Raw genomic sequence first — 16,071 nt, forward strand, 5'->3', positions numbered from 1 at the left:
GGTCGAACCCCTGTGAACATGCCGGGTCTGTTCCTGTAATTGCTCTCAGGGATAGTTATTTATGTCGGCGCCGCGGCCTTGTTCTACTTGCACGAGGCGGTTATGCCGCCCGTGGTGTCGTTTATCTGATTATTGGTTTGTTCGCAGTACTGGCGGCGCAGGGATCTTCACAGCCTGCCGACAGCCACAGCAGTCTTGAAGTCTTGTTGAGCCAGCCGTTCGGCAGCGTGCTGGTCGGGGTGGTAATTGTCGGTCTACTGGCGTTCGCCGCATGGCGTGTGCTGCAGGCCACGCGTGATGTGGACCATCATGGCCGCGAACTCAAGGGGCTGGTGATTCGTGGCGGTCTTCTGGTGGGCGGCTTTACTTATGGGGCATTGGCGTTTTTCGCGCTGGGCCTGCTGGTCAGTGGGCTCAAGAGCTCCGGTGGCTCATCGGGTGGTGGTCAGGCCAAGGACCTGCTGGCAACCCTTCTGTCCTGGGATCACTCCAACCTGCTGGTCTACGTCGTGGCACTGGTGCCACTGGCGCTGGGCATTGTGCATATCATCAAGGGCTACAAGGCGTCCTTCGAGAAGTATTTCGAGGCTGATGAAGACGTCATGAAATATGTGCGTCCGGTGTCGCGCTTCGGGCTGATCGCCCGCGGCGTGGCGTTTATCGAAATTGCAGTGTTGCTGGCCGTAAGCGGTTCCAGCTATCAGGCCATGCACCCGCCTGGCATGAAGGATGCGCTCAACGGTTTGCAGGATCTGCCGGCCGGTGGTCTGGTGCTACTGATCGTGGCGCTGGGTCTGATCGCGTTTTCGGTATACAGCTTCGCCCAGGCCGCATGGCGCAGGATCAACATGGATGTGCCCGATGCACCGGAGGCGGTAGCGCGTCATTTCCGCTGATCTCCATTCGGGTAGTAAGAGGGCTGCGTGACTCTTCAGGTCAGGCGGCCCTTTTTTCGATAAAAATAATGTGAACCATGCCTCAAGTCGCCTTCCGCCCGGCCGACATTCTCTCTTGAGCTCCGATCATTTTCCGGACTGACGTTCTCTACGCAGGCCCGGATCAGATTCGGCGCAATAAAAATAAAAGAGGATAGCCATGACCATTCTTCAGCGAGTGATCGGTGGGTTTGCCGTGCTGGTTGTGCTGCTGCTCGCCATGGCAGGTATCAGCTACCAAAGCACCCATTCCATAAGCGACCGGATCAGCATCATTACCGGGCAGTCGGCACCCTTGAGCAGGGCGGCGAGCGAGCTTTATGTACATGTGTTGCGCGCCAATCAGGCACTGCTCGGGATTCTGGTCAGCAATGACCCCAAGCAGATTGACGATGGCAAGCAGCCCTTCAACGACAGCATGGCCCGGTTCAATCAGTTGCTGGACAGCACGCCTGCCTACATCGGCGATCGCGCTGAACTGCGCGACAACCTGAATCAGCAGCGTCAGTTGAGCGCTGCTTATGCCGAACAGGCGCAGACTCTGATTGCCAGTCACCGACAGCACGTTTTGCAGTCACTCCAGAGCCGGGTATTGCAGGGCTACAGCAGCAGCCAGGGCGCCCAACTGACCGGTTATCTTCGTGATTACATTGCCCGCGAGCGCAGTGCAGGGGCTGCGGATAACGTGGCCGCAGGTGAAAAGCTGTTGCTGGAAGTCGGCAAATTCTACGAGGGGCTGGCTGCCCACGCGGCGACGCCGGATATCCAGACCTTGCAGCGTGTGCTCAACCTGCAGGATGAGGTAATCAGTACTCGGGCGCGCGAACTCACGGGAGTAGATCCACGCGGCGGTCGTATCGCTGGTGTGATGGTCAACCGCCTGCTCAACGACCTCACCGGCAGTGACGGCGTTTATCAGGCCTACAGGCAGGAGGCGGCGCTCGCCGAGCAGGTTGGTAAACAGCGCCAGGCGGCGGAAACCCGGCTTCAGGCAACACTGGACAAGATCGGCGAGTTCGGTAATCAGTCACTGGCGGTGGCCAACGAGGCCAAGGCGGGTGCGGATTCGACCATCGCCACCAGCCTCAGCCTGCTGCTGATCGCTTGCCTGCTGGCGGTAGTTGCAGCGGCAGTCATCGGTACCTGGGTCGCGTTCAGCCTTCGGCGTCCATTGGCGGCGTTTCGCGAGGTGCTCAAGACCCTCACCAGCGGCGACATGCGGGTGCGTTTCGATGTCAGCCGTCGCGACGAGTTCGGCGAGCTGGGCGGTTACCTCAATGAGTTCACCCAGTCGTTGCAACAGACGTTTCGGCAGTTGATCGGCTCTGCCGACACCCTGGCGTTGACTGCCAGTCAGAACGCCCAGATCAGTGAGCAGACTACCCGCGTGGTCGACGAGCAGAAAGACCGTCTCAATTCTGCCGCGTCGGCCATGAATGAAATGGAAAGCACCGTGGAAGAAGTGGCCCGTCGTGCTCAGGATACGCGTGGCGCGGTGGACAGCACCAGCGAACTGACCAACAAGGTGCAGAAGCGCGTGGCTGAAACCATCGTCAACATTCGTCAGCAGGCTGAACAGGTCAACAAGGCGTCTGCGGTCACCGACGAGCTGCAGAAGTACGGGCAAAACATTGACGGTATTGTCGATGCCATTCGTACCATTGCCGAGCAGACTAACCTGCTGGCGCTCAACGCGGCCATCGAAGCGGCACGCGCTGGCGAGCAGGGCAGGGGCTTTGCGGTGGTGGCCGATGAAGTACGCTCGCTGGCCAGTCGCACCCAGACCTCTACCAGCGAGATTCAGGAAATGATCGGCCAGATGCAGAGCAAGATCCACTCGGCTGTGCAGGTGATGAACGAAAGCCAGATCCAGTCCAATCACTGCGTGACGCTTGCTTCCGGTGCCGACCAGTTGCTGGTGGAAATGGGCGAGGCGGTGGACACGATTCGCGACATGAATATCCAGATCGCAGCTGCCACCGAGCAGCAAAGCGTAACGGTGCAGGAAACCAGTCGCATGGTCACGCACATCAACGATTCTGCCCAGCAGGCCGCCGACGGTGCCGAACAGTCTGCGAGCAGCAGTCAGGACCTGTCGAAAATGGCCAGGGATCAGCGCGAGCTGCTCCATCATTTCAGCGTTTGATGCCCGGGAGTCAGAACATGAAACAGTGGTTATCGATTTCCCTGAGTGCAAGCCTGCTGGTCGCGGGCCTGGCACAGGCGGCCACGCCATTGATCGGCGTGGGTATGGCCAAGTACAACGACAATTTTCAGACCATTCTGCGCCACGGGGTGGAAAAGCAGGTGGCGCTGCTGGATGCCGACATCTTCATGGAGAACGGTCAGGACGACGTCGAGCTGCAGATGCGTCAATTCCGCAATCTGGTTAATTCGAAAGTCGACGCCATCGTTGTCGCGATGGTGAACGGCAAAAGCGCAGCGGAAATGATGCGCCTGGCCAATGAGGCCAAGGTTCCGCTGGTATTCGTCAACCGCAATCCGGAACCGGCCAAGTGGCCTGCGCTGACGGCATTTGTCGGCTCTGACGAACTGGAGTCCGGCACTTTGCAAATGGAAGAGCTGGCCCGTCGTGCCGGTTACAAGGGTAACGTGGTGATTCTGGTGGGTGATCCGAGTAACAAGTCGTCGGTCATGCGCACCGAGGACGTGGAAAAGGTGGTCGCAAAGTACCCGAACATGAAGGTCGTGCAGAAGAAAATCGGCAACTGGGAGCGCAGCCAGGCCGCGACAATCGTGATTGACTGGGTCAAGCAGGGTGTGGACTTCTCTATCGTCGCGGCTAACAACGACGAAATGGCGATCGGTGCGATCATGGGGCTGGAGAAGGCCGGAAAGAATGCCAGGGATTATCTGGTGGGCGGCATCGACGGCACCCCGGACGGCTTGAAGCTGATGGCCGAGGGCAAGATGGCCGTCAGCGTGTTTCAGGATGCGGTCGGCCAGGCCAACGGCGCAGTAGATGCCGCGCTGAGCATGGCGCGTTGCGAAACACTGGCATCTCCGGTCATTTGGGTACCGTTCAAACTCATCACCCCGGAGAATCGCCAGCAGTTCGAATAGGGCCGCGGTGTGGACTGACTGTCTTTCCAGTGAACCGCACGCGGAGCGCTCAGCGTTGTTTCAATTAGCCCGGAAGCTCCATGCTTTCCGGGCACAAGCCCACTCTACGGCATCTCAGGGCTTGTCTATAACGCGCTATAACCGGATATCCTGCGGCCCGCGAATCTGTGCTTCGATGCGTGTGCCGGTCAGGCGCTCTTCGTTGGAGAAACCATCGTAGCTGGCCAGGTCGCCGAAGCTGATGCCAGTGAGTTTTTCGATCTGCAGGACGCTGCGCTGCCAGGTTCTGAGTGGACCGAATACGATCTCCAGCTTACCCAGCTCGCTGCTCTGGTCGATCATGTAGGCACTGGCCGAAGGTTTGCCGTCGTCGCCAAGAAACGCCACGACCTTCCAGAATGCCGAAGGGATCTTGAGGTTGCGGTAGCTGCGGTCGTCTTCGCGCAGCACCGGCCCGCTGAAAACGGTTACCCGGGATTTCCAGCGTCGCGTGTTCTCAAGGATGTAGTCCTCAAGTTCCAGCCATGTCTTCTGATTGAAGGCGGCCATCTGCGGTGAGCAGTTGGTGAAGTGAAAGGTATCGCTGTTGGCCGTTTCGGCTTCCTTGCCCCAATTAGGGTCCTGACGCCTGACCAGATGACCGCGATCCAGCAGATTGTCGGCGTACAGGCTTTCGCCGATCTGCGCCTCGGCAGGCAGCCTGCCATCAAAAGACCACGAATCCTTGCCACGCTTGACCTCGACGCTGCTGGCACCGTCGATATTGACACCGACATACAGAGCAAGACGCCGACTGCGCGACATGGTGATTGAAAAGTGGGTGTAATCGAGGCGATTTTCAGCGTTGTCCAGCGGATAGACATCCGGTGCCAGCTCCGCGCCGGTCGAGGGCCATGGCACGACGAAGTCACCGAGAAAATTCTCGACATACCCCTTACGTTTCCTCAATTCGCTCGCCGGTGTGGTGCGTGGCGATGCAAGAGGTTGCGGTGCAAGCAATTCGGCCGAAGGGAGCAGTGGCTTGAGGTCGGCGAGGCGTGGTCGGTAGGTGAGATCGATAGCGGGCTTTTTGTCAGACACTTGGTTGGCTCCTGCGGTGGGCGTGAGTTCATTACAGTTCACCATAGCCGCGTTACGTTACAGGTCGACGTCAGGCCGGGTAATCGATCGTTCGCGGGCACTCATACAGTAAAAAACTGTAAACGGGTTCAAGTTACGGGTAACAGGCGTCGATAAGCTCTGAATAAGAGCACTCCGCAGTTCATGTTATTTCACTGATCGCAGGGGACATCAGGATGTCGATAAAGCTACGTCTATTGTTGTTGATTGGCACCAGCGTGCTGACGGCTCTGATCATCAGCCTGGTCAACTATGTGGGCAATACCCGCACGGAGACGGCGATGATCGACAGCGAGGTCAGCATGACCGCGCTCAGCAATCATCTGGAAGCCGACATGATGCACGATGCGCTGCGTGCCGATGTGCTGTCGGCGATGCTGGTCGGCCTGGGCAAAAGCAACAGCACGCGTGAAGAGGTGCAGAAATCCCTTGATGAGCATGCTGCACATTTTCGAGCTGTGCTGAACGATAACCTCAAACTTCCCATCACCGAAGCGATCAAGGCGGAGCTGAACAGGATCAAGCCCAGCCTCGATACCTATATTGCCAGTGGCGAGCGTATTGTCGGTCTGGCTCTGGATAATCCGGAACGAGCGCAACAGGAACTGGGCACGTTCACCAGCGCCTTCACGCAACTGGAAGAGCAGATGTCCAGTCTCAGCGACCTGATCGAGGGGAATTTCAAGGCAAGCGGCGAAGGTGCCCGTCAGGCAATCCGCAGCGCCAACATCGCTCTGGTTGTGGTGCTGGTGGCCAGTATCCTGCTGCTTCTGGTTCAGGGCCGCTGGGTAACCCGCAGCATCATGATTCCTCTTGCCTCTGCCAGCCGCATTGCCGACAGCATTGCTCACGGCAATCTCAGTGAACCTATCCCGTGGCCGTGACGAGGCCAGCATGCTGATTCGCAGTCTGGCGGTCATGCAGCGCGACCTGCGGGGGATGATCGAAGTGGTGCGCAGTAACGCGCATGGCGTCAGCGGTATGAGCCGCCAGCTCAGCAGTGGCTGCCATGAAGTGGCCGACAGCAGTCGGCAGCAGAGCTCGGCAGCGGGCACCATGTCGGCAGCGACCAGCGAGATGACGGCGAGCATCGAAGAAATCACCCGGCATGCCGGGCACGCGCTGGAAATGGCAAATCAGGCTGAAACACTGGCAAAAAATGGTGGCCGGGTGATTCATCAGGTGGTCAGTGACATGGACAGCATTGCCCGCTCGGCGCAGCTGTCGGCGCAGGTTATCCGTACGCTGGACAAGGACTCGGAAGGAATTTTCAATATTATTCAGGTGATCAAGGGCATTGCCGATCAGACCAACCTGCTGGCGCTTAACGCAGCCATTGAAGCTGCACGCGCTGGCGAGCAGGGTCGAGGTTTTGCCGTAGTCGCCGACGAAGTTCGCAATCTGGCGGGGCGCACCAGCACCTCGACCCAGGAAATCACCGCGATGGTCGCTCGTATTCAGCAAAGCACCCGCGAGGCGGTGACCAGCATGGAAGCAGGCGTTGCCCAGGTCGACAAGGGCATGGCCGTCACCGCTGAAGTGCAACGCTCGATCAGCGAGATACTGGAGGCCACGTTGAGCACCACACAACTGGTCAACGACATCACTCGCACCATTGGTGAACAGAGCCTGGCCAGTAACGAAATCGCTCACCAAGTGGAGATGATTGCCAGTATGTCCGAGGGCAATAGCCGGGTCATCGGGCAGACCGCCAGCACTACCGATGAACTTTCGGCAATGGCCGGACAGCTTTCGCAATCGGTGGATCGTTTCCGTCTTTGATATCAAATAGCCCCGACCTGCAGTACTCTCCGGCGCATTCGACCCCCGGTCGAGTCGCGCAGGGGTCATCACAGGCCTGTATTGGCCGGTTCAGCCATTGAATCTTCGGCACCGACAAGCGTTAATTTTCGTGGATGAATCATTTTTCACCCCAGGAGCAGCGACATGCAGACGTTAAAGGCCTTATACGAGTCAGTCGAAAAGCAGTTTTTCGACACACTGACCAAAAAGCTCTCGAGCCTTTTTCTGCTGGTCCTGGTCAGCGCGCTGCTGTACTGGGTGGCTCTGAACATCCGCTCTGACATCATGCTGCAACTCCACGGCACGCAACTGGATGCGGCCGAACTGGGCAAAATTCAGGGCCAACTGGATGTCCTCAGCAACGCAATCCTGCTGAGCACCCTGTTTACGCTGGTCATGGTCAGTTTCATGGTCTGGTACTTCCGCCATTTGATTGTGCGTCCAGTGATGTTCATGACTCACGCACTCGAAGAAATCGCCAACGGCGAGGGCGACCTGTCCCGTGACTTGCCATTATTGACCCATGACGAAATTCGAGTGCTGGCCAGTACCTGCAATCGTTTTCTGGCCAAGCAGCGCGAGGTTATCAGCAGTATTCAGGCGCTGACGGTGCAGATCGCAGTCGAATCGGCACGCTCGCTGAAAAACATCAGTGATTCCAGCGACAGCGCGACCGATCAGGCGCGTTTCGCCAGAGAGGTGATGGACCAGAGCAATATGGCGGTGGGCAGCATTGAGGATGTCTCGCAGCAGACGCAGGGCATTTCCACTACCACTGCGCAGAACCTGAGCATGGCGCGTGACTCTTATGCCGAATTGCTGGAGGTGACTGGAAACATTAGCCAGATATCCAGCAGTCTCAATGAATTCGGCGGGCTGGTATCCGGCTTGAATGAGCGTTCTTCAAGCATCAAGTCGATTGTCGGGCTCATCCAGCAGATATCCTCGCAGACCAACCTGCTCGCGCTCAATGCGGCCATCGAAGCGGCGCGGGCCGGTGAAAGCGGTCGAGGGTTTGCTGTGGTGGCGGATGAGGTGCGCACCCTGGCGCAGAACGTCAGTAAAGCCACTGACGATATCTCCCGGAACATCGACGCGATGCTTCAGGAGGTCAGCTCCACCCACGAACAGACCATTCAGATCAGCCACAGCGCCCGCGAAACCCAGCAGGTCGTAGAGCGCGCATCCGGCCACTTCGAGAGCATGATCGGTGATTTCGAGTCCACAAATGACAAGCTGGCCGACATCGCTGCGCATATCCAGCAGTTTGCAACCACCAACACTGGCATCAACGAACGGGTGACCCGGATTTACTCCGACAGCCAGGCTATCGATCAGCGTATGCAGCACTCTGCCACCGCCACCCGTGACCTGTCCGGTGTAGCCGAGCAGGTTCAGGCCTTGCTGGGGCGTTTCGTGCTGGGGCATGGCGAACTGGACGCTGCCATTACCCGCGCGAGTCAGTGCCGGGACATCCTGCAGGTGCGGCTGGCCGAGCTGCACAAGCAAGGCGTCAATCTGTTCGATCAGAGCTACAAGCTGATTCCCGGCACCGACCCCAAGCAGTACATGACCGGTTACACAGAGCGCTTCGCACAAGTCTGTCAGGAAGAGTGCGACAAACTCACCAAGGGCACCCGGGGCGGCAAGGTCACCTTTATCGTGGATAACAAAGGTTACTGCCCGGTCAACAACAGCTGGGTGTCACTGAAACCGACCGGCGACCGTGCCGTCGACTTGCCGGTGTGCCGCAACAAGCGCATGTTCTCCGACCCGATAGGCTTGCGTGCTGCGGGCAACCAGCAGCGTTTTCTATTGCAGACCTACCTGCGTGATACCGGCGAGATCATGACCGAAATCGATGTGCCGTTCTTTTTTGAAGGGCGTCATTGGGGCAACTTGCGGATGGGCTTCGACGCAGCGCTGTTGCTAGGCAAGTGAGGCAGCGCTACTGTTGCGTCGATAAGGCATACAACACGACTGAACGTTCGCGCCGGTAAAAGCTCCACTTCTACAAGGCGCTGATTTTCAGAACGCCACCGGAGGTGTGACTTTGAACATTCAAGATCTGACAAAACATGCGAAGGATAAAAAGGTTCGTGAACTCGATCTGATCTCCATCGAGGGCGGTTCCTATGTGCTCCATGCGCAACTGGAAGGCAAGTCTGTGCCGGTTGAAGACTCGACTGGCAAAACCTTGCACGTTGCCTCGGTGGAAGAGGCGCGCAAGGTGCTTTCTTCGGTATCTGATGTAAAGCTGTTCCTGACCCAGGCTGTGGCTCACGACGAAATGGTCGGTCTGGGCAGCGTTCAGGCAGAGTCATCACGCCAGGAGATCCCGTTGCGCTCAAGCCACTGATCGCGATGTCAGGCGCCGCGCCTGACCGCGATGCACTTGATTTCCAGCAGCAGCCCGGGATGCGCCAGCTCGGCAACGCCGATGCAGGTCCATGCACATTGGCCGCGCGGAAATATACGGTTTTTCACGTCACGAAACACCGCCATGTGCTCGCTCATGGCTACGTGATAAGTCGTCATGTCGACTATATCGTCGAACGTGCAGCCGCCCTCAGCCAGTACCGTGCGCAGGTTTTCCCAGCAGGCGATGAACTGCGCTTCGGGGTTGAGGATGACTTCCATTTCCCGTGTGCGTCCCACCTGCCCGGCGCAGTAAAGGGTGTCGCCGACTCTGACTGCGGGTGCATAGCCTACTCGGTCCATGATCGGCTGCATGGTGGGCGGAACGATGATCTCTCGGTCTGACATGTTGTAACACCTGTTTGTAACGCTTGAGTGTGTAACACCCGACTATGCGATGGCTGATCGGGTCGTATATGAGCCAGTCATCTGGCCGCCGGTTTGGCTGTACGTCGCGGTTTTTTCGTCGCAGTGCCCGTTGCAGCAGAGGACGTAGCAGTGCTGCGCTTCGCGGTCTTGCGTTTTTTCTTCCAGGGCGGCGCAACGCCTGCCGGGCTGGCCGGGCCGCTGATGCTCATTCGCATGCCGACGCAACGGCTGACCTGTTTGCTCATCCACGCTGCCTGTTTGGCGACGAACTCTTCAAGGCTCATTTCGCCGCTCTGTACCATGTCGAGTGCCTGTTCCCAGATCGCTGTAGTGCCTGGGTCGGCGATGGCGCGGGGGACGGCGTCGATCAGGCTGAATGCTGCGGGCGCTGCGCAGAGTGCCTTGCCCTGTTTGGTCAGATAGCCACGGTCCAGCAGGCCTTGAATGATCCCGGCGCGGGTGGCTTCGGTACCGATGCCGGTCGTGTCCTTGAGCTTTTGCTTGAGCAGTGGGTCTTCCACCAGTTTGGCGACGTTTTTCATGGCCTTGATCAGGTCGCCTTCAGTGAATGGTTTGGGCGGTTGGGTCCAGAGGTCCTTGAGGATGACCTCAGCGACGGCGCACTCGCAGCCCTGGAACAATGCCGGCAACGGCTGCGGCGCAGGCGCTTCGCGACCCTTGGCCGGTGCCAGTGCCTCGGGCATGGCACGTTTCCAGCCTGGCTCGACAATTTGTTTGCCGACCGCCCGCAGCGCATGGCCTGCGCAGTCGAAGTCGGCCTGGGTACGGTCGTATTCGTGGTTGGGCAGGAACTGCGCCAGATAGCGCGCCCTGATCAGGGTGTACACCGCTCGCAGCTTGCCGGTCAGACGCTCGACGCCGCGCACGGCAGCAGTGGGAATGATGCCGTGGTGGGCAGTCACTTTGCCGTCATTCCAGGCCCGCGATCGGCGTTGCGGGTCAAGGTGCGGCGACAGGCTGGCCAGCGTCGGGTCTGCCTTGCACAGCGCTGCGATGATACCCGCGGCTTCGCCATGCTGACTGTTCGGCAGGTAACCGCAATCGCTGCGCGGGTACGTGATGACCTTGTGTGTTTCATACAGCGACTGAGCTATATCAAGGGTTTCCTGCGCCCCGAGCCCGAGCTTTTTCGAGCAGATTTCCTGCAGGGTGCCCAGATCGAAAGGCAGTGGGGCAACTTCGCGAATCCGCTCGGTGCGCAGCTTGACCAGCCGTGCGCTGGCCGCACTGCGCATCGCTTCGGCAGCCTGTTGCGCCAGCGGCTGATTCAGGCAGCGGCCCTGATCGTCGCAGGCGTCGGCCGGTGCGCGCCATTGGACGATAAAAGCCTGGTTGTCGTGCAGCAGCCTGACGTCGATGGCCCAGTAGGGTGCCGGTACGAAGTTGGCGATGCTGCGATCACGGTCCACCACCAGCCGCAGGGTCGGGGTTTGTACCCGCCCGACTGGCAATACGCCCTGATAACCCGACTGGCGACCCAGCAGGGTGAACAGGCGGCTCATGTTCATGCCGATCAGCCAGTCGGCACGGGATCGACCCAGTGCCGAGTGATACAGGCTGAACGTATCGGCACCGGGTTTGAGCGCCGCCAGCGCCTTGCGGATGGAGGCGTCATCGAGTGCCGACAGCCACAAACGCTGAATCGGCCCGCGATAGCGGCAGTGTTCGACAAGCTCGCGGGCGATCATCTCGCCTTCGCGGTCGGCATCGGTGGCAATCACCAGCTCTTGAGCCTCGCCCAGCAATCGCTTGACTGCCTTGAACTGGCTGGCAGTTCTCGGCTTGACGAGCATCTTCCACTTTTCCGGAATGATGGGCAGGTCTTCCAGCACCCAGCGTTTGTAACGCGCATCGTAGGCGTCGGGCGGGGCGGTTTCCAGCAAGTGGCCGATGCACCAGGTTACGGTGGCATTGGCACCCACCCAGCAGCCGTCGCCACGCCTGGTCGCGCCGAGCGCAGCCGCAATGTCTTTGGAGTGGGAGGGTTTTTCGCAAAGAAACAGCCGCATGACTACCGTCGTCGATTACCGGTGCAAGGGCTGCAAGGATGAACGTTGAATACGCTACGGGCAAGTTTTATCTGTATGGATATACAGATAAATGAGGAGGGCCATGGGGTGAAGCACTCACGCCATGACCGCTCTTGCAGCCGCGGAGAGTGGCCGGCTTAGCTCAACAGGTCGGAGAACGCCTTGTCGGCTTCAAGCACCGCTGGCAGCCCGGCAAACAGTGCGTCCAGATCGACTCCTTCCATCAATGGCCCGCCGCAGGCCTGCTGCGCTTGCACAGTTGCGCCGCCGTGGGCTTCCAGTGCATCGGAGATGGTGATGGCCTGAGCAACGATCTTTGGCAGCGGTGCGTCGGCCGGAGCCTTCAGCGGTGTTGCCTGATAGGCGATAGCCTGTTTGATCAGCTCTGGCAGATGCCAGCGACTGGCCAGTTCTGCGCCTACTTCCGGGTAGCTGAAACCCAGTTGCAGGGTTTCGTTGGCTGCACGCCCCGGTGTACCGGCCTTGGCTGCGTTGTTCAAGCGCTCTGCAACGTCGGGCGCGCCGGTCTGGATCAGCAGTTCGCCGATGTTATGCATGACCCCGCAGGTAAAGGCGATTCCTGGGTCGACACCCGTCTGTTTCGCCAGCATCCGGCAGATCCCTGCCACCTGAAAGCTTTTGAGCCAGAACCCTTTGAGGTCAAAACTTGGCCCGGCTTTGAACGCGCCGGTCACTGCCGAGGCCATTACCAGGGTGCGCAGGGTGTTGAAACCCAGGCGCATGGCCGCGTCTTCGATACTGGAGGATTCTCGCGAGCCGCGAAACCGCGCCGAGTTGGCAAGGCGCAGCACCTTGGCAGCAATCACCGGGTCTTTCTCGATGTTTCGGGCAATGCTTTCCAGGTTCGAGGAAGGGTTGTCAAATTGCAGCATCAGGTCCTGAGCCACTTTGGGGATGCTCGGGAGACTGTGCAAATCGTCAAAAAGTTTTTCGATACTCAGCATGGCAAGACCATCCTCTGCACGGCGGGGATGATTCAACCATAGCCAGTTTTTCCGGCTCTGCACGTTTCACCGTCGATTGTGGGAGACAGGTCTCAGCACGCTTCGAAAAAAATAATCAAGGACTCGTCCATCGCGGCCGATAAGGCGATACAAGCGTCTCTGTAAGGTTTCGGTACCTGAACCTGCCTGATGATCGACATGGCAGGCGCTGGTGTATCGACTCCGGTTGCTGAACGGCCTGTAGGTTGTTACGTGAAAAGGACGGCACAGTTGGAAGTTTGATTGGCGATTCAGAGATCGTCCTTATTGGTTTTTGCCGTGGAAGTAACCGCTATGAAAAGTCTGGGTTTCAGCAAGAAAATTCTTCTCGCCGCCGCATTGATTGTGGTTGTCGCGTTCAGTGTGTTCATTGTCATCAATGACTATCGACAACGTCAGTCGCTCAAATCCAGCGTCAGGTCCGAGTTGCAACAACTGGGTACGCTCACCACGCAGAACATCCAGACCTGGCTGGAAAGCCGCATGCAATTGCTGCAATCGATGTCGCAGCAAGTCGCCGCGGATGGCAAGGAGCTGCCACAGTTGCAGCGCGCGATTGGCCTGCCTGCCTACAGCGAAAGTTTTCAGTTGAGTTACTTTGGCAGCACCGATGGCGTGATGTTCTCGGTGCCGTCGGCCAATCGCCCCGCTGACTACGATCCGCGTGCACGTGGCTGGTACAAGGCGGCACAGAATGCGCCCGGCACCATTGTGACCGAACCCTACATCGCGGCATCTTCCGGCAAGCTGGTCATGACCATGGCCACACCGGTCAAGTTTCAGAATCAGTTCGTGGGCGTGGCCGGTGCTGATATCGCTCTGGACAACGTCACCAAGATCATCAACTCGCTGAACTTTGATGGCCATGGTTATGCGTTTCTGGTCAGTGCCGACGGCAAGATTCTGGTGCACCCGGACAGCAAACTGGTGCTCAAGAACATCAGTGAAGCCTACCCGACCAACACTCCGAAAATTGCTGCCGGGGTGAGTGAAATCGACTCCGGTAAAAAGCCGGAGATCATTTCCTTCACGCCCGTTCAAGGTGTCTCGACGGCCAACTGGTACGTGGCACTGGTACTGGAGCAGGATTCCGCCTACGCCATGTTGACCGAGTTCCGTACCTCGGCCATCACTGCGATGGTGGTTGTGGTTATGGTGATCATCCTGCTGCTGGGCCTGTTGATCCGGGTGTTGATGCAACCCTTGCATCAGATGGGCCGCGCGATGCGTGATATTGCCGATGGCGAGGGCGATCTGACCAAGCGTCTGGCCATCACATCGCAAGACGAATTCGGCGCACTGGCCGAGTCGTTCAACCATTTTGTCGAACGTATCCATACCTCGATCCGCGAAGTGGCCTCGACTGCCGCGCAACTGGGGGCGGTGGCCACACAAGTGGTCAAGGTCTCCAACGCGTCGATGGACAACTCCGACCAGCAGGCCAACCGCACTGAAAGCGTGGCAGCGGCGATCAACGAATTGGGTGCCGCCGCCCAGGAAATCGCCCAGAACGCCGCGCGTACCTCGCAGCAGTCGAGCGATGCGAGCGGCCTGGCCAGCGACGGCCAGAACGTCGTGCAGCAGACCATCAAGGCCATGAACGAGTTGTCCGGCAAGATCAGCGAGTCGTGCGTGAACATCGAAAGCCTGAATGGCAAGACCGCCAACATCGGGCAGATTCTCGAAGTGATCACCAGCATTTCCCAGCAGACCAACCTGCTGGCGCTCAACGCGGCCATCGAGGCGGCGCGTGCCGGTGAAGCCGGGCGCGGGTTTGCCGTGGTGGCTGACGAGGTGCGTAACCTTGCGCACCGCACTCAGGATTCTGCGCAACAAGTGCAGAAGATGATTGAAGAGCTGCAGGTCGGCGCTCGTGAGGCAGTGGTCACCATGACTGAAAGCCAACGTCAGAGCGAGGACAGCGTAGGCATCGCCAACCTCGCTGGCGAGCGCCTGGGCAGCGTGACCCGCCGTATCGAAGAGATCAACGGAATGAACCAGTCGGTGGCCGCAGCAACGGAGGAGCAGACCTCGGTGGTGGAGTCGATCAATGTCGACATCACTCATATCAACACCCTCAACCAACTGGGCGTCGACAACCTGCGCCAGACCCTGGACGCCTGCAACTCGCTGGAAGAGCAGGCTGCCCGCTTGCAGCAACTGGTCGGCAGCTTCCGGATCTGATACGGCAGCTGTCTGTACCGAGCGGAGGGCTCATCGTGGTGTACAGGTTACGATGGGCCTGTAAATAGGGCTCAAACCACGATGATGATCGTTACCACGCTCCGCGTGGTAATGCATTTCGTGACGCTGCAACACCTTCTGCGACAAACTGTTATCAGCTAGTCACTCACGGTTCATGAGGCTGCAACAACACAGGTTCAGTTTGGTTGACAACCGAATACGACCTGTCCCGGGTCGTGCGCAGACCGAGAAGCCTCATGAACGATGCCATTCATGTACAGGGCCTGAACAAGACCTTCTCGCACAAAAGTGCGTTGGTTGACCTTGCGTTGTCTATACAACCTGGTGAGATGGTTGCGCTGATTGGCGCTTCCGGCTCTGGCAAATCAACCTTGCTGCGCCATCTTGCCGGCCTGGCGTGCTGTGATCGCAGCAATGGCGGTCAGGTTCAGGTGCTGGGGCGCGAGGTTCAGTCGTTCGGTCGTCTCAACAGTCAGGTGCGACGTCTGCGCGCCGATATCGGCTATATCTTCCAGCAATTCAATCTGGTCAATCGCCTCAGTGTGCTGGACAACGTTTTGCTCGGTTGTCTGGGACGCATGCCGCGCTGGCGCGGCAGTCTGGCGCTGTTCAATCGCGAGGAAAAACAGCGTGCGATGGCCGCGCTGGACAGGGTAGGGCTGGCAGATCTTGCCGCCCAGCGGGCTTCGACCCTGTCCGGCGGCCAGCAGCAACGAGTGGCGATTGCTCGTGCCTTGACCCAGCGCGCCGAAGTGATCCTGGCCGACGAACCGATTGCCTCGCTGGACCCCGAATCGGCACGCAGGGTCATGGAAATTCTTGCCGACATCAATCGCAGCGACGGCAAGACCGTCGTCGTCACCCTGCATCAGGTGGATTACGCGGTGCGCTATTGCCCGCGCGCCGTGGCCCTCAAGGGCGGGCGGATCCATTTTGATGGCCTGGCGCAGGATATCAGCAAACAGTTCCTCAATGACCTCTACGGTGCAGACGCGGACGCGAGCCTGATGATCACCGAACGAAGCCGTCGCGCTCGGCAGAAGCCGCGTCTGGAACTGGCCAAAGTCTGAAGCTTTTCAACAT

13 protein-coding genes and 2 pseudogenes are annotated in these 16,071 nt (G+C 58.8%); 11 read left to right on the forward strand and 4 right to left on the reverse strand.

Annotation, left to right across the window (positions count from 1 at the left end; genetic code table 11):
* The first annotated feature begins 38 nt into the window (after window positions 1–38).
* The 4 genes and pseudogenes from ALO64_RS14275 (at window position 39) to ALO64_RS14285 (ending at window position 4,019) form a co-directional block, all read left to right on the forward strand.
* Window positions 39–896, forward strand: coding sequence for a DUF1206 domain-containing protein (locus tag ALO64_RS14275; protein ID WP_044344126.1), 858 nt, complete (start codon window positions 39–41; stop codon window positions 894–896).
* A 907-nt stretch (window positions 897–1,803) separates the two neighbouring features.
* A pseudogene (locus ALO64_RS26825) lies at window positions 1,804–2,226 on the forward strand (HAMP domain-containing protein); the annotation flags it as partial.
* 96 nt (window positions 2,227–2,322) lie between these two features.
* Window positions 2,323–3,081, forward strand: a complete 759-nt coding sequence (locus ALO64_RS26830) for a methyl-accepting chemotaxis protein (protein ID WP_408002908.1) — start codon at window positions 2,323–2,325, stop codon at window positions 3,079–3,081.
* A 17-nt stretch (window positions 3,082–3,098) separates the two neighbouring features.
* Window positions 3,099–4,019 (forward strand): substrate-binding domain-containing protein, encoded by a 921-nt coding sequence (locus ALO64_RS14285; RefSeq protein ID WP_044344120.1) that lies wholly within the window; start codon window positions 3,099–3,101, stop codon window positions 4,017–4,019.
* A 135-nt stretch (window positions 4,020–4,154) separates the two neighbouring features.
* On the opposite strand, the gene ALO64_RS14290 is transcribed toward ALO64_RS14285, so the two are convergent.
* Window positions 4,155–5,099, reverse strand: a complete 945-nt coding sequence (locus tag ALO64_RS14290) for a DNA/RNA non-specific endonuclease (RefSeq protein WP_044344119.1) — start codon at window positions 5,097–5,099, stop codon at window positions 4,155–4,157.
* Window positions 5,100–5,314: 215 nt separating this feature from the next.
* On the opposite strand from ALO64_RS14290, the gene ALO64_RS26835 reads away from it, so the two are divergent.
* The 4 genes from ALO64_RS26835 (at window position 5,315) to ALO64_RS14305 (ending at window position 9,300) form a co-directional block, all read left to right on the forward strand.
* Window positions 5,315–6,022, forward strand: a complete 708-nt coding sequence (locus ALO64_RS26835; protein WP_408002907.1) for an MCP four helix bundle domain-containing protein — start codon at window positions 5,315–5,317, stop codon at window positions 6,020–6,022.
* Window positions 6,023–6,266: 244 nt separating this feature from the next.
* A complete protein-coding gene (locus ALO64_RS26840) occupies window positions 6,267–6,920 on the forward strand; it encodes a methyl-accepting chemotaxis protein (RefSeq protein WP_408002909.1) in 654 nt (217 codons plus the stop codon).
* Window positions 6,921–7,085: 165 nt separating this feature from the next.
* Complete coding sequence (locus ALO64_RS14300; protein WP_002553880.1) at window positions 7,086–8,882, forward strand: methyl-accepting chemotaxis protein; 1,797 nt, start codon at window positions 7,086–7,088, stop codon at window positions 8,880–8,882.
* A gap of 106 nt (window positions 8,883–8,988) precedes the next feature.
* The gene (locus ALO64_RS14305; protein ID WP_031599641.1) at window positions 8,989–9,300 is read left to right on the forward strand and encodes a DUF6482 family protein; all 312 of its coding nucleotides are present in this window, start codon (window positions 8,989–8,991) and stop codon (window positions 9,298–9,300) included.
* A gap of 8 nt (window positions 9,301–9,308) precedes the next feature.
* Here ALO64_RS14305 and ALO64_RS14310 read toward each other — a convergent pair whose 3' ends face one another.
* The 3 genes from ALO64_RS14310 to ALO64_RS14320 form a co-directional block, all read right to left on the reverse strand.
* Window positions 9,309–9,707, reverse strand: a complete 399-nt coding sequence (locus ALO64_RS14310; protein ID WP_044344118.1) for a RidA family protein — start codon at window positions 9,705–9,707, stop codon at window positions 9,309–9,311.
* Window positions 9,708–9,784: 77 nt separating this feature from the next.
* Window positions 9,785–11,758, reverse strand: a complete 1,974-nt coding sequence (locus tag ALO64_RS14315; protein WP_044344117.1) for a DNA topoisomerase III — start codon at window positions 11,756–11,758, stop codon at window positions 9,785–9,787.
* 158 nt (window positions 11,759–11,916) lie between these two features.
* Window positions 11,917–12,744 (reverse strand): HDOD domain-containing protein, encoded by an 828-nt coding sequence (locus tag ALO64_RS14320; RefSeq protein WP_044344116.1) that lies wholly within the window; start codon window positions 12,742–12,744, stop codon window positions 11,917–11,919.
* 333 nt (window positions 12,745–13,077) lie between these two features.
* Between ALO64_RS14320 and ALO64_RS26845 the strand changes: the two are divergent.
* From ALO64_RS26845 to phnC, 3 genes and pseudogenes are all read left to right on the forward strand, one after another.
* A pseudogene (locus ALO64_RS26845) lies at window positions 13,078–14,109 on the forward strand (HAMP domain-containing protein); the annotation flags it as partial.
* Between the two features lie 93 nt (window positions 14,110–14,202).
* Window positions 14,203–14,967: a methyl-accepting chemotaxis protein gene (locus ALO64_RS26850; protein WP_408002910.1), complete on the forward strand. Its 765-nt coding sequence runs from the start codon at window positions 14,203–14,205 to the stop codon at window positions 14,965–14,967.
* Window positions 14,968–15,224: 257 nt separating this feature from the next.
* Window positions 15,225–16,058, forward strand: coding sequence for a phosphonate ABC transporter ATP-binding protein (gene phnC, locus ALO64_RS14330; RefSeq protein WP_044344114.1), 834 nt, complete (start codon window positions 15,225–15,227; stop codon window positions 16,056–16,058).
* Window positions 16,059–16,071: the final 13 nt, after the last annotated feature.

The organism is Pseudomonas meliae (genome assembly GCF_001400515.1).
Lineage (GTDB): Bacteria > Pseudomonadota > Gammaproteobacteria > Pseudomonadales > Pseudomonadaceae > Aquipseudomonas > Aquipseudomonas amygdali.

What these genes read in the sequence shown, in the direction of transcription:
- ALO64_RS14285 (WP_044344120.1), top strand. Translation starts at nt 3,099, where the DNA reads ATGAAACAGTGGTTATCGATTTCCCTGAGTGCAAGCCTGCTGGTCGCG.
- ALO64_RS26835 (WP_408002907.1), top strand. Translation starts at nt 5,315, where the DNA reads ATGTCGATAAAGCTACGTCTATTGTTGTTGATTGGCACCAGCGTGCTG.
- ALO64_RS26840 (WP_408002909.1), top strand. Translation starts at nt 6,267, where the DNA reads ATGGCAAATCAGGCTGAAACACTGGCAAAAAATGGTGGCCGGGTGATT.
- ALO64_RS14300 (WP_002553880.1), top strand. Translation starts at nt 7,086, where the DNA reads ATGCAGACGTTAAAGGCCTTATACGAGTCAGTCGAAAAGCAGTTTTTC.
- ALO64_RS14310 (WP_044344118.1), bottom strand. Translation starts at nt 9,707, where the DNA reads ATGTCAGACCGAGAGATCATCGTTCCGCCCACCATGCAGCCGATCATG.
- ALO64_RS14315 (WP_044344117.1), bottom strand. Translation starts at nt 11,758, where the DNA reads ATGCGGCTGTTTCTTTGCGAAAAACCCTCCCACTCCAAAGACATTGCG.
- ALO64_RS14320 (WP_044344116.1), bottom strand. Translation starts at nt 12,744, where the DNA reads ATGCTGAGTATCGAAAAACTTTTTGACGATTTGCACAGTCTCCCGAGC.
- ALO64_RS26850 (WP_408002910.1), top strand. Translation starts at nt 14,203, where the DNA reads ATGGACAACTCCGACCAGCAGGCCAACCGCACTGAAAGCGTGGCAGCG.
- phnC (WP_044344114.1), top strand. Translation starts at nt 15,225, where the DNA reads ATGAACGATGCCATTCATGTACAGGGCCTGAACAAGACCTTCTCGCAC.